Origin of the sequence: Neorhizobium petrolearium, from assembly GCF_029854435.1 — a bacterium.
Taxonomy (GTDB): Bacteria; Pseudomonadota; Alphaproteobacteria; order Rhizobiales; family Rhizobiaceae; genus Neorhizobium; species Neorhizobium petrolearium.
In genome coordinates this window covers 798,061-810,206 of the sequence record NZ_CP123001.1, presented here as the reverse complement: position 1 = coordinate 810,206, position 12,146 = coordinate 798,061, and the positions used below count along the sequence as shown (strand labels likewise).

Annotated in this window: 13 protein-coding genes; 4 read left to right on the top strand and 9 right to left on the bottom strand. The window is 59.6% G+C overall.

Features of this window, described 5'->3' with window-relative positions:
- Positions 1-8: 8 nt before the first annotated feature.
- On the bottom strand, positions 9-698 hold the full coding sequence (locus QEO92_RS30665; RefSeq protein ID WP_037145487.1) for a hydrolase: 690 nt from the start codon (positions 696-698) through the stop codon (positions 9-11).
- A 135-nt stretch (positions 699-833) separates the two neighbouring features.
- Positions 834-1,766, bottom strand: a complete 933-nt coding sequence (locus tag QEO92_RS30660; RefSeq protein ID WP_227705817.1) for a VOC family protein — start codon at positions 1,764-1,766, stop codon at positions 834-836.
- A 120-nt stretch (positions 1,767-1,886) separates the two neighbouring features.
- On the opposite strand from QEO92_RS30660, the gene QEO92_RS30655 reads away from it, so the two are divergent.
- On the top strand, positions 1,887-2,786 hold the full coding sequence (locus QEO92_RS30655) for a LysR family transcriptional regulator (protein WP_037145483.1): 900 nt from the start codon (positions 1,887-1,889) through the stop codon (positions 2,784-2,786).
- A 124-nt stretch (positions 2,787-2,910) separates the two neighbouring features.
- Here the strand turns inward: QEO92_RS30655 and QEO92_RS30650 are convergent, their stop codons facing one another.
- A complete protein-coding gene (locus QEO92_RS30650; RefSeq protein WP_037146040.1) occupies positions 2,911-3,882 on the bottom strand; it encodes an alpha/beta fold hydrolase in 972 nt (323 codons plus the stop codon).
- A gap of 23 nt (positions 3,883-3,905) precedes the next feature.
- Positions 3,906-4,424: a Dps family protein gene (locus QEO92_RS30645; protein ID WP_037145481.1), complete on the bottom strand. Its 519-nt coding sequence runs from the start codon at positions 4,422-4,424 to the stop codon at positions 3,906-3,908.
- A gap of 342 nt (positions 4,425-4,766) precedes the next feature.
- Between QEO92_RS30645 and QEO92_RS30640 the strand changes: the two genes are divergently transcribed.
- From QEO92_RS30640 to QEO92_RS30630, 3 genes are all read left to right on the top strand, one after another.
- Entirely contained in the window at positions 4,767-6,377 is a 1,611-nt protein-coding gene (locus tag QEO92_RS30640) for a sensor histidine kinase (protein ID WP_227705816.1), read from the top strand.
- Entirely contained in the window at positions 6,370-7,011 is a 642-nt protein-coding gene (locus tag QEO92_RS30635) for a response regulator transcription factor (RefSeq protein WP_227705815.1), read from the top strand. The genes QEO92_RS30640 and QEO92_RS30635 overlap by 8 nt, the downstream gene beginning before the upstream one ends.
- 91 nt (positions 7,012-7,102) lie before the next feature.
- Positions 7,103-7,474, top strand: coding sequence for a response regulator transcription factor (locus QEO92_RS30630; protein WP_037145476.1), 372 nt, complete (start codon positions 7,103-7,105; stop codon positions 7,472-7,474).
- Positions 7,475-7,561: 87 nt separating this feature from the next.
- Here the strand turns inward: QEO92_RS30630 and QEO92_RS30625 are convergent, their stop codons facing one another.
- From QEO92_RS30625 to napE, 5 genes are all read right to left on the bottom strand, one after another.
- Positions 7,562-8,266: a NapC/NirT family cytochrome c gene (locus tag QEO92_RS30625; RefSeq protein WP_227705814.1), complete on the bottom strand. Its 705-nt coding sequence runs from the start codon at positions 8,264-8,266 to the stop codon at positions 7,562-7,564.
- Positions 8,267-8,270: 4 nt separating this feature from the next.
- Positions 8,271-8,762 carry a nitrate reductase cytochrome c-type subunit gene (locus tag QEO92_RS30620; protein WP_407722191.1) on the bottom strand — a complete coding sequence of 164 codons (492 nt, stop codon included), beginning with the start codon at positions 8,760-8,762 and terminating at the stop codon, positions 8,271-8,273.
- Positions 8,732-11,236: a periplasmic nitrate reductase subunit alpha gene (gene napA / locus QEO92_RS30615; RefSeq protein ID WP_227705813.1), complete on the bottom strand. Its 2,505-nt coding sequence runs from the start codon at positions 11,234-11,236 to the stop codon at positions 8,732-8,734. The genes QEO92_RS30620 and napA overlap by 31 nt, the downstream gene beginning before the upstream one ends.
- Positions 11,211-11,498 (bottom strand): chaperone NapD, encoded by a 288-nt coding sequence (locus tag QEO92_RS30610; RefSeq protein WP_227705812.1) that lies wholly within the window; start codon positions 11,496-11,498, stop codon positions 11,211-11,213. Before QEO92_RS30610 ends, napA begins: the two co-directional genes overlap by 26 nt.
- A 282-nt stretch (positions 11,499-11,780) precedes the next feature.
- Positions 11,781-11,948 carry a periplasmic nitrate reductase, NapE protein gene (gene napE, locus QEO92_RS30605; protein WP_037146038.1) on the bottom strand — a complete coding sequence of 56 codons (168 nt, stop codon included), beginning with the start codon at positions 11,946-11,948 and terminating at the stop codon, positions 11,781-11,783.
- Positions 11,949-12,146: the final 198 nt, after the last annotated feature.

Genomic DNA, 12,146 nt, shown 5'->3' with positions numbered 1-12,146 from the left:
TCGGGTCCTTATTTGGCGGGGTTCGGGCCGATGCGCTTGCCGTGCTTGACGCGTTCTTCCGCCCCGTGAACCATGGTGTAGGCGTAATCGATGCCCATGCCGTAGGCGCCCGAATGCTCCTTCACCAAGGTGGTAACGGCATCGTAGGTTTCCTTGCGGGCCCAGTCGCGCTGCCATTCGAGCAGGACCTGCTGCCAGGTGACAGGGATGACGCCGGCCTGCACCATGCGATCCATCGCGTATTTGTGGGCGTCGAGCGAGGTGCCGCCTGAAGCGTCGGCGACCATGTAGATTTCGTAATCCGGGACATCGTGGAGAGCGGAAAGCGCGAAGGTCGTATTGCAGACTTCCGTCCACAGGCCAGAAACGACGATCTTCTTACGGCCGTCAGCGGCATTCTTCGCCAGCGCATCGCGGACGTTCTGGTCGTCCCAGGAGTTCATCGAGGTACGTTCGAGAATGTCGTTCTCCGGGTAGACCGCCAGCAGTTCCGGAAAGGTGTTACCGGAGAAGCTTTCGGTCTCGACCGTGGTGATCGTCGTCGGAACGTTGAAGATCCTGGCGGCCTTGGCGAGGCCGACGACGTTGTTCTTCAACGTCTGGCGGTCGATCGACTGAACACCAAAAGCCATCTGCGGCTGCTGGTCGATGAAGATGAGCTGGCTGTTGGCCGGGGTGAGGACTTCGAGCTTCGACATTGTGGTTCTCCTTTTTGATGTGTGGTGCCGATCAGCGGCGGTTGGATTTGAGATGCCTTCGGCGGTCGGCTGCCTGCGCCAGGCAGCCGTGTCGAAAGGTAAAGTTCTGTCTTGATGAGGTTCGAAACCTCGATCTTACGCCGCAATCGGAACGAGGCTAGCTTCGATCTGAGCGCGGAAACTTTCGTAGCGGCTCGGCAGCTTGAGTGCCTCGCCAAGATGCGCGGTATCCTCGTCCCGGTCGAAACCGGGTTCGTTGGTGGCGATCTCGAACAGGATGCCGCCCGGCGTGCGGAAGTAGATTGCCCAGAAATAATCGCGATCGATGACCGGGGTCACCTGGTAACCGGTATCCATCAGCGCCTTCCTCACCTCGAGTTGCTTCTCGCGGGTTTCGACGGCGAAAGCGATATGGTGGACAGAGCCGGCACCCTGGCGGGCAAACGGCGTGTTCGGAAGCGCGGCAAGGTCGATCCTGTCTGCCCCGTTGCCTCCGGGAATAATGAAGCGGGTGACGTTGCCCTCGGCCTCAGTTCGTGCATAGCCCATGAAGCGAAGAAGTTCTTCGGTCGCAGCCGTATCGTGCAGGTTGAAGCGGGCACCCGTGAAGCCGCGAATGGCAACCTCTTCCGAAATACCCTCCCCGACCCAGGCCGGTCGGGTGTCATCAGCGGTCTCAACGAGAGCGAAACCATCACCATCAGGACCGATGAAGCGCAGGCGATTGGCGCCGAACACGGTATCTGCCTCGACCCCGCCGACGCCTTGGGCGGCAAAGCGCTCGCTCCAGAAAGAAAGCGACCCTTTGGGAACGGAAAACTGGGTTTCGCCGACTTCGCCGACGCCCGGGCGACCCGGCATCATGTTGGGAAAGGGGAAATAGGTCATGACGGTGCCGGGCGTGCCCTTTTCGTCACCATAATAGAGATGGTAGACGCTCGGCTCGTCGAAGTTGACGGTTTTCTTCACCCGCCGAAGGCCGAGAGTATCGGTGAAGAACCTGTTGTTCTGCTGTGCATCTGACGCCATCGAAGTGATGTGATGCAGTCCCTTGATGTCCTTGATCATGGCCCGTGCCTTTCTGCGCTGCCGATGTCCGTTTCGTTGGACAAAGGTGTAATCGGATTGATTGCGCCGCGGAATTGCAATATTCCTGTCGAATGAATTTCCATTTTTGCAATAATCGATATGAACGACTATAAAGTCCTGAAAACCTTTTTGCTGGCCGCCGAGAAGCGCAATTTTGCGCAGGTCGCCCGCGAACTCGACATGACCCCGGCCGCCGTGACGAGAGCAATCGCAGCCCTGGAGGACGATCTTGGTGTCCAGCTGTTCGTTCGCACGACGCGCCAGGTATCGCTGACGACCGATGGGGCTGTTTTTGCCGCGCAGATCCAGCCGGCGGTCGAGGCACTTGAAACCGCCCGCAAGGACGTCCGAAATGCCCATAAGGCGGACCAGGGCCGTCTGAGGATCAGCGCTCCGACCTGGTTCGGCAAGGCAGTGCTGCCGCCAATCCTTTCCGGCTTTCGGCAGCTTTATCCGAAGATGAGCTTCGAGATCTCCCTGTCAGACGGGTTCGTAAACATCGTTGATGACGATTACGATCTGGCAATCCGCATCTCGTCCCAACCATCGGACAAATTCACGATCTGGCGAAAGATCCGCGTCGTGCCGCGCATTCTCGTCGCGGCACCTGGAAGCCGGTTCGTCGATATGCAGCATCCGAGCGAGCTGACACCCGACGATTGCCTTGCCTATAGCGGCGAGAGCCGCCGGGAAAACTGGGTGCTGTCGGATGGTGGATCGAGTATGACAATCTCGGCCGGTCGGGCGTTCAGCGCCAACAATGGCGAAATTCTTGCTGACATGGCCGCCGATGGCGCCGGTGTTGCCATGCTGCCGGGATTTCACATCGCGGAACACTTGAGAACGGGACGGCTGGTCCACGTCATGCGCGGCTGGGCGCCGCCGGATCTGTGGCTGACGCTTTATTATCCCCCCTATCAGGCACTACCGCCCCGCATCGCCTCGTTTTCGAAATTCTTCGAGGAGCAGGTCGCGGCTCATATGGTGATGCTCGGCTAAGCAATCGCATGCGCTAAGCCGGCGGACGGGACGCTCGCCAACACCACGTCCGATGCGGTAGCGTGCGGGCGGCTGGCGGTTCGAGATGGCCGCGGCGGTATTCCGCCGCGGCCAAACCTCTGCGTCATGCCTTGACGAAGGCCAACAGGTCCGGATTGATCACGTCGGCGTGCGTGGTCAGCATCCCGTGCGGAAAGCCCTTGTAGATTTTCAGTGTGCTGTTCTTGATGAGCTTGGCTTGAAGCTCCACGGCTGCCTTGTAAGGCACGACCTGGTCGTCATCACCCTGGGTCACCAGCGTGGGGACGGTAATCGCCTTCAGGTCTTCGGTCTGATCGGTCTCAGAGAAGGCCTTGATCCCCTCATAATGGGCCTTGGCGCTGCCCATCATGCCCTGGCGCCACCAGTTGTTGATCACCCCTTGCGAGATCTTTGCGCCCTCCCGGTTGAAGCCATAGAACGGGCCGGCGGCAACATCGATGTAGAACTGGGCGCGATTGGCGGCGAGCGCTGCGCGAAAACCATTGAACACTTCGATCGGTGTGCCGTCAGGATTGGCAGCCGTCTTCAGCATCAGGGGCGGAACGGCGCTGACAAGAACCGCCTTGGCAACGCGCCCCTGCGGCTGGCCATGCCGGGCGACATAGCGCGCAACCTCGCCGCCGCCGGTCGAATGGCCGATATGCACGGCATTGCGAAGGTCGAGATGCTCGAAAACGGCAGCCGCATCGGCGGCGTAATGGTCCATGTCATGACCGTCGCTGACCTGGGCCGAGCGGCCATGGCCGCGGCGGTCATGGGCCACGACACGGTAGCCCTGATTGACGAAGAATAGCATCTGGGCATCCCAGTCGTCGGACGACAGGGGCCAGCCATGGTGAAAAACGATCGGCTGCGCGTCCTTCGGACCCCAGTCCTTGTAAAAGATTTCAACGCCGTCCTTGGTGGTCACGAAATTATGGGTCATGGGTTCAATTCCTTCTGGGTTGGGGGAGGTCTTCTTTTCCGAAGCCAGGGCCGGCATGGCCAAAGCCAGAGAAAGGGTGGTGCCGGTCAGCAGGACCTGCCGGCGCGAGAGAGAAAATTCATATGTCATCGGCTTGTCCGAAATCCGGGCGCTCATTCGGCGCCACGAGTGCTTTCGAACAGGAACCAGGCACGACGCTCGGCCTCGTCCACCCAGTTTTCGATCAGGCTCGCCGTGGCGATGTCGCCATGTTCATCGCAAAGATCGTGTGCCGCCTTCATCAGCGAGACCAGTGTGAGGTTGTCGTCGCGGAGCTCGGCCAGCATATCCGCCGGGGTCACGAAATCGGCGTCATTGTCCAGGAGCCGCTGCACCTTGGAAATATGGCCGATCGAGCGAAGTGTGGTGCCGCCGATCTTGCGAGCCCGCTCGGCGACGTCGTCGGTCATCGCAAAGATCTGCTCACCCTGCTCATCGAGCATCAGGTGATAGTCGCGGAAATGCGGCCCACTCATATGCCAATGAAAATTCTTGGTTTTGAGATAGAGCGCAAAGACATCCGCCAGCAGCGCGGTCAATGCACCGGCGATATCCGTTGTTGCATTAGAGCTCAGAGTTGTCGGCGTTGCGAGCGGTGACTTGCGGTGTTTCTCAGTAAGCGTGCGGTCCATGACTGTCTCCATTGGGGGTGTGCAGGCTGTTGGAGACTTTTTAGACGACGACGCCAGACCACAGTATCCAATGCTTGGCTAGGCGAACCCACACCTTGGTATAGTTTCGCCAGGCGACCGCTGAAGCTACACATGATGCGTCTTCGATCCCCTCCCAAGAAGACAGGCTGGGCACCATGGCCCTGACGGTTCAGGCATCCCCTCCCCTGAACCTCGGATGTCGCGATCCGGTTAAGGCCATCCCAGCCACCTGGGATGGCCTTTCTTTTAAGGACGTATGAGATTGAGTTTGCATGGCAATATTCGACATTGCGTTTGCTTTTTATCGACCGGAATGGCTTGATGGTGCCATTGAAATCCAAGTGGGGGAAAGCATTGCGATCGCTCGCTCTTGTGAACCCGAAACGGCGTCTGCCGGCACGCCATGAGATCGGCATTCTTTCGTTCGCTGTTGTCCTTACAGCGACGGTTTTCTATCTCGACACTTTCACCGACATCCATAGCGCGCTGGCGACCCTCTATGTCATCACGTTGCTTCTGTCGGCAGAAACCCTGACGGAAAAGGGAACGCTGCTGCTGACGGCGATGTGCATCGGCCTGGCAGCATTCTCCTATGCAGTTGCCCATGGGCTGCAAGCCGACCTCGCCGCAACACTGCGTCTGACAGTGGCGGTCGCCGCGATGCTGATCACCTGCGCATTGATCATCCGCAATCAGCGCGCCCGCCTGGACCTGATAAAATTTAACATGGCCCTGCAGAGCAGCGAAGAACGCTACCGAACGATTTTCGAGCAGAGCCGCGTCGCTCTCTGGGAGCGCGACTATTCGCAGGTCCGGGCCATGCTGATGGCGCTCAAGGCCGATGGCGTCGAAGACCTCGGCGCTCATGCCCGGGAGAATCCCGATTTTCTCGAGCAATGTATCGCCCGCATCCCGACAGTCGCCGCCAACGCGGCGGCACTCGAACTGCTCGGCAATGTGAGAGGCGAAAATGCCAGTTCGATGCGCCGCTTCATCGCCCAGAATGATGCGACCTTTCTTGACCTCATCGTGGCAATTTTTAACAATGAAACACATTTTGAGGGCAAGGGCAGCATCATCACCAGCGATGGCGCCCACAAGCATGTGCTGCTGACGGTCGGCTTCCCGGAAGACCCCGCCAATTTCAACCGCGTTATCGTCGGCATGCTCGACGTTACCGAGCGCGAACTGGCCCAGAAGGCACTGTTCGAGGCTCAGGCGGAACTGGCTTTGGCATCGCGCGCGGCAACCGTCGGCGCGCTGTCGGCGTCACTCGCCCACGAACTCAACCAGCCGCTCGCTGCGCTGGTGGTCAACGCCCAGACCCTGTTGCGCTGGCTCGATCGTGACCCGCCGGATCTCGATGCCGTTGCCCGCTCGGCCGAACGCATCGCGCGCGACAGCCAGCGCGCCAGCGACATCATCCAGAGCACGCGGTCCATGCTCGGCAAGCGGACGCCGGTTCGTGAGCCGGTGTCGCTGGTCGATCTGGTCACCGAGACGCGTGCGCTGATGGAGGGCGAGCTTGCCAGGAACCGGATCATGTTCGAGACCCGCGCGGCATCCAACATATCTCCCGTCAGTGCCGTCCGGATCGAACTGCAACAAGTGTTGATCAACCTTATCACGAATGCCATCCAGGCCATGGGCGAGACGCCGGACGAGCTGCGGCGGATTTCGGTCTCCATCGAACCGGCTGCTGCGGAAAGTGTGGCAGTGCGCATTCATGACAGCGGCCCTGGCCTCAGCGCGGACATCGTCGCGAAATTGTTCAGGCCGTTTCACACCACCAAGGACACCGGCCTCGGCATGGGCCTTGCCATCTGCCGCAGTATGCTGGAAGCCCGTGGCGGCACCCTGACCGCCAGCAATCACGCCGAAGGCGGCGCGCTGTTCGAAATGATCGTACCGATCGAGGCCCTCGATGAATGACGCAAAGAAGTCTGCAAAAGCCCCGGCAAACAACACACCCGTCGTTTACATCGTTGATGACGACCCCTCGATACGCGAAGCGCTGGTCGATCTTTTCCTCTCGACCCGCACGGATGCGACATCCTTTGAAAGCGCGCAGGACCTGCTCGATAATGCCGATCTCAAACGACCAGGCTGTATCCTGCTCGACGTGAGATTGCCTGGCGCCAATGGCCTGGATTTCCAGCTTCATCTGGAAAAGCTCGGGAACCAGATGCCGATCATTTTCATGACCGGCCATGGCGACATACCGATGAGCGTGCGCGCAATGAAAGCCGGCGCGGTCGATTTCCTCGCCAAACCGTTCCGGGACCAGGACATTCTTGATGCCGTTGCGGCGGCGTTCCAGAAGGACCGGGAAGTCCGCCTGCAATCTGCGGCCAATGATGCTGTCGCAAAGCTGGCCAGTACATTGACGCCCCGCGAACATGAGGTTATGGCGGCCGTGGTCAAGGGCCTGATGAACAAACAGATCGCCTTCAGCCTTGGCATCAGCGAGATCACGGTCAAGCTCCATCGCGGCAATGTGATGCGCAAGATGGAGGCGCGCTCGGTGGCGGATCTGGTGCGCAAGGCCGAGTTGCTGGGGCTTTGAATTCAGAAACCTAGACACTTGTATGGTACAAGGCCCTTTCTGTAAGTCGTATACGATGGGCAGTTGAATTGATGTCGCAAGGCCCGAAAAATTGTCCAGAAAACCAGTCATAGCAATCGTTGACGACGATCAGTCGATCCGCGAAGCCCTTGACGATCTCGTTTTGTCATGCGGCTACAGGAGCCGACTGTTTAGCTCGGCGGAAGCTTTCCTCGCCGATGATGATCGCGCGGCGATCGATTGCATGCTCGTGGATGTCAAAATGCCAGGCCTGAGCGGCATCGAATTGCAGGCGGTGCTGAATTCGCAGAATGCGCCCAAGCCGCCGATGATTTTCATGACGTCCTACCGCGACGAACGAACGCGGGCGGCTGCGATTGACGGCGGCGCTTTTGCCTTTCTCGGCAAGCCAGTCGACTTCGATCAATTGGTGCGGTGTCTGGAACAGGCGCTGAAGCACTGAAGATACGCCGTCGCTTCTTAACAGGTATCCAATTTGAAAGGGGGTCCGCTCGGCGCTCAGAGCGCAGACGAACCAGGCCCTTTTCACTCATTCAATGCTTACCAGGCCGGAGTGGGCTTGATCCATCGCCCGCCGCAGGTCATCCACCGCTGAAGCGCTGGGAAGGACTTCGCCTTCCAGTTCCTTTGGCATCTGCCATCCCGGGTTGACGCCTTGCATGTTCGGCAATTCGTGAGCGATGCCTTTGTGGCAGTCTATGCAGGTCGCCCTCCCGCTCAGGAGATATCGCGTGTGGATATCCGCGGCGCGTTCGGTCTGCTTCGAAAGGTCCATGGCTATCGAAGAATGGCAGTTGCGGCACTCGAGGCTGTCGTTGGACTTCAGCCGCGCCCATTCGTGCTGCGCAAGCCGCAGACGTTCGTCGAGGAATTTCTGGCGCGTGTTGATGGTGCCGAAGATCTTGCCCCAGACCTCCTTGGAAGCCTGCATCTTGCGGGCAATCTTGTCGGTCCACTCGTGCGGCACATGGCAATCGGGACAGGAGGCGCGCACGCCGGACCGGTTGGAGAAATGGATCGTCCGTGTCAGTTCCTCGTAGACGTTCGCCTGCATCTCGTGACATCCGGTACAGAACTTCTCCGTATTGGTCAGCTCCAGCGCGGTATTGAACGCGCCCCAGAAGATCACCCCGCCGACGAAACCGCCAAGCGTCAGGAAGGCAAGGCTCAGAGTGCCCGCCGGCGTGCTGAGGATCTTCCATATCCACGCCGCAAGATTTTTTATCCGTCCCATCACCCTATTTGCCCCCCAGATGCTCGACACCCATCTGGCTCATGTCCCGGAACGTGTTGCCGACGAGCGGATTCACTTCCGCCTGCGGAACATGGCAGGCCGTGCAGAAATAGCGGCGCGGCGAAACGTCCGCGAGCATCTGTCCCTCCCGCGTCATGTAGTGGGTGACGCTGATCATCGGTGCGCCCGCCCCTTCCGTGAACTCCCGCCTGTGACAGGAAAGACAGCGGTTCGTGTTGACCGACAACTGATAGCCTTCGATCGAGTGCGGAATGACCGGAGGCTGATCGGGGTATGCCCGCATCTTGCGTATGTCATCCACGTTCCACTTGGGCATCGGGCGGGCGGGCACCGTCTCCATGGCCTGCGGCGGGCCCGACAATTGCGGGACCATCTGGGCTGCGGCAAGCGTCGCCATGAACGCGACCGCAAAGGCCGTGGCTACGATTCGAAAGGAACCAAAGCTCAGACGGCTGGAACGATCTTGACTGCGCATTTCTTGAAATCCGTCTGTTTGGAGATGGGATCGGTGGCGTCAAGCGTGACCTTGTTGATCAACTGGCTGGCATCGAACCAGGGCACGAAGATCACGCCCGGCGGCATGCGGTTGCGCCCGCGGGTTTCCACCCGGGACCGGATTTCACCGCGCCGGGAGACGATCCTGATTTCGGCACCCTGATTGATGCCCCGCTTTCGGGCATCGTCGGCATTCATGAAGCAGCGGGCGCCGGGGAAAGCCCTGTACAATTCCGGCACGCGCATGGTCATGGATCCGGAATGCCAATGTTCGAGCACGCGGCCGGTCACCAACCAGAAATCATATTCACCATCGGGGGACTCGGCGGGCGGCTCATAGGGAACGGCAAGGATCACGGCTTTGCCGTCCGGTCGCCCGTAGAAGCGTACGCCCTCGCCCGGCTTCACATAAGGATCGTAGCCCTCCCGATAGCGCCACTTGGTCTCCTGCCCGTTGACGACGGGCCAGCGCAGGCCTCGTTCCTGATGGTAGCGGTCATAGGGCGCGAGATCATGACCGTGACCGCGCCCGAACGAGGCATATTCCTCGAACAGCCCTTTCTGTATGTAGAAGCCGAAATCCTTGGCCTCGTTGTTCGCATAGTCCGGGTCGATCTCGCTCAGCGGGAACCGGTCGACCTGTCCGTTCTGGAACAGCACCTCGAACAGTGTTTTGCCACGATAATCAGGGTGCTTGTCCAATATATCCGCGGGCCAAACCTCGTCGGTGGTGAAGCGCTTTGAAAACTCCGCTATCTGCCAAAGATCGGACCGCGCATCGCCCGGAGCCTGCACCAGTTGGTGCCAGACATGGGTGCGGCGCTCGGCATTGCCATAGGCTCCCTCCTTCTCCACCCACATGGCGGCGGGCAAAATGAGGTCGGCCGACATCGCCGTGATCGTCGGATAGGCATCGGAGACGACGATGAAATTGTCCGGGTTGCGGTAACCCTGATAGGTCTCGTTCTTGGTATTCGGGGCTGCCTGGACATTGTTGTTGACCTGCACCCAATAGAAGCTGAGCTTGCCGTCCTTCAACATTCGGTCCTGCTGGACGGCATGATAACCCGGCTTGTCGGGAAGCAGCCCTTCAGGAAGCTTCCACAACTCTTCCGCATGATGCCGGTGCTCGGGATTGGTGACGACCATATCGGCAGGCAGCCTATGCGCGAAGGTGCCGACTTCTCGAGCCGTTCCACAGGCGGACGGCTGGCCGGTGAGCGAGAAGGGGCTGTTTCCAGGCTCGGAAATCTTGCCGGTCAGCAGATGGAGATTGTAGACCATCTGGTTGGCCCACACCCCGCGGACATGCTGGTTGAAGCCCATGGTCCAGAGCGACATGACCTTCCGGTTCGGATCGGCATAAAGTTCGGCAAGCTGCTGCAGAAAGCCGGGATCGGCCCCGGTCAGTTCGGCGGTCTTTTCGAGCGTGTAGTCGGAAACGAATTTCTTGAAGGCGTCGAAATCGATCGGCTCCGTCTTGGTCGGATCACCGGCATTGGTGGCCTTGAGTTCCAGCGGGTCCTCTGGGCGCAGGCCATAGCCGATATTGTCCACGCCTTTCATGAAGGTCGTATGGTTGCGGACGAACTCCTCGTTGACCTTGCCGCTGGTGATGATGTGGTTTGCGATGTAGTTCAGGATGGCGAGATCCGTCCCGGGCGTGAAGATGATCGGTATGTCGGCGAGATCCATGCTGCGATGGGTGAAGGTGGAAAGCACGGCAACCTTGACATGGCCGTGGCCGAGCCGCCGGTCCGCCACACGCGTCCAGAGAATCGGATGCATCTCCGCCATGTTCGAACCCCAGAGCACAAAGGCATCTGCGTTTTCGAAATCGTCATAACAGCCCATCGGCTCGTCCATGCCGAAGGTGCGCATGAACGCATAGGCCGCGGACGCCATACAGTGCCGGGCGTTGGGGTCGAGATTGTTGGAGCGGAACCCCGCCCGCATCAGCTTGGTCGCGGCATAACCTTCGAAGATGGTCCATTGGCCGGAGCCGAACATTCCGACAGCGGTCGGCCCCTTTTCCTTCAGCACCCTCTTGCACTGCTCAGCCATCACGTCGAAGGCCTCGTCCCAGCTGACAGGCTCGAATTCGCCGTCCTTGGCGTATTGGCCGTTCCGCTTGCGCAGCAAGGGCTGGGTAAGCCGGTCCTCGCCATACATGATCTTGGAGAGGAAGTAACCCTTGATACAGTTCAGGCCGCGATTGACCTCCGCCTGCATGTCGCCATGGGTGGCGACAACCTGGCCCTCCTTGACGCCGACCATGACGCCACAGCCCGTTCCGCAGAAACGACAGGGCGCCTTGGACCATTTGATCTCCAGCGCCTCCACGCCGCCCGGAACAGGTTGAGCGGCTGCCGGCAGGACGATCCCCGCGGTCGCAGCGGCAATGCCTGCCGCATGCGCCTTGATGAGATCACGCCGCGTCAGTTCTCCCTTCATCTGCGATACCCTCTTGCTCTTCGGAATGTTCAAAAACCATGTTCGCGGCGACCACGCCGTCAATCGCCGAGATTGCCGACAAAGCCGCACCCAGCTGGCCGCTGCTGTAACCTTCGATGACGACAACCATCTTGCCGTCCTGAACGCCGTGGACCTCGACACCGCTCATCTCGGATATTGCCCGGCGAACGCCTTCCTGGTCCTGCGGCTTCATCACGATCACCGCGCTGGACACGTAGTAGCGCTGCTTCCCTTCAGACATCGGATATCCCGCTGTTCCACGCGCATCGCGCCGACAGGGCAGACGCCTTGCATGCATTGCCACCGGTGACGGCTTCGTTGTCGTTATCCGGAAGGAGGAGGTCACCGCGTGCCGGTCGGGCGCCGATAACCTCGGCAGGACATCGTTCGGCCAGGACGCCGAATCCCGTGTCTGCATGGAACGGGTGGGGGCCAAAACCTCGAGGTCGGGCGCCCGTGTCTGACGTTATCCTGTCTGGCAGGATACGGTATCGGGTGAGGCGACGATCCTGCATGACGAGCCTCAATGACCGGGGGGACCGGGAGGGCCGCTGATGATCTGGTACATCCAGACCAGGAAGCCGTATCCGCCGACCACGCCAACGGCGACGATAGGCCAGATGCCAAAGGCCAGGATGACAAACGTTAAAAGTTCAGCGCGCCTGCGGGATTTTGGCGCTCCATCCTTCAGTTGCTCGGTGGAAAAATTGACCAATCAATCCTCCATGCTGCGCACTTGCTATGCAATCTAACATTGAATCGCTCAAAAAAAAGCCAAAAATGAAATGCGCATCGCCTTTTGGTTGCCGAATGCATGCATTGAAAAGCAGAGGGCTTCCTGTCACTCCCGGTCTGCATCTCTTTGCCTTGGCCTATTTGCGCAAGCGCA

Excerpts from the sequence above, each read along its gene's own strand:
- QEO92_RS30635 (WP_227705815.1), top strand. The coding sequence starts at position 6,370 with ATGAATGACGCAAAGAAGTCTGCAAAAGCCCCGGCAAACAACACACCC.
- QEO92_RS30645 (WP_037145481.1), bottom strand. The coding sequence starts at position 4,424 with ATGGACCGCACGCTTACTGAGAAACACCGCAAGTCACCGCTCGCAACG.
- QEO92_RS30660 (WP_227705817.1), bottom strand. The coding sequence starts at position 1,766 with ATGATCAAGGACATCAAGGGACTGCATCACATCACTTCGATGGCGTCA.
- QEO92_RS30625 (WP_227705814.1), bottom strand. The coding sequence starts at position 8,266 with ATGGGACGGATAAAAAATCTTGCGGCGTGGATATGGAAGATCCTCAGC.
- QEO92_RS30620 (WP_407722191.1), bottom strand. The coding sequence starts at position 8,762 with ATGCGCAGTCAAGATCGTTCCAGCCGTCTGAGCTTTGGTTCCTTTCGA.
- QEO92_RS30610 (WP_227705812.1), bottom strand. The coding sequence starts at position 11,498 with ATGTCTGAAGGGAAGCAGCGCTACTACGTGTCCAGCGCGGTGATCGTG.
- QEO92_RS30650 (WP_037146040.1), bottom strand. The coding sequence starts at position 3,882 with ATGACATATGAATTTTCTCTCTCGCGCCGGCAGGTCCTGCTGACCGGC.
- QEO92_RS30640 (WP_227705816.1), top strand. The coding sequence starts at position 4,767 with ATGGTGCCATTGAAATCCAAGTGGGGGAAAGCATTGCGATCGCTCGCT.
- QEO92_RS30665 (WP_037145487.1), bottom strand. The coding sequence starts at position 698 with ATGTCGAAGCTCGAAGTCCTCACCCCGGCCAACAGCCAGCTCATCTTC.
- QEO92_RS30655 (WP_037145483.1), top strand. The coding sequence starts at position 1,887 with ATGAACGACTATAAAGTCCTGAAAACCTTTTTGCTGGCCGCCGAGAAG.
- napA (WP_227705813.1), bottom strand. The coding sequence starts at position 11,236 with ATGAAGGGAGAACTGACGCGGCGTGATCTCATCAAGGCGCATGCGGCA.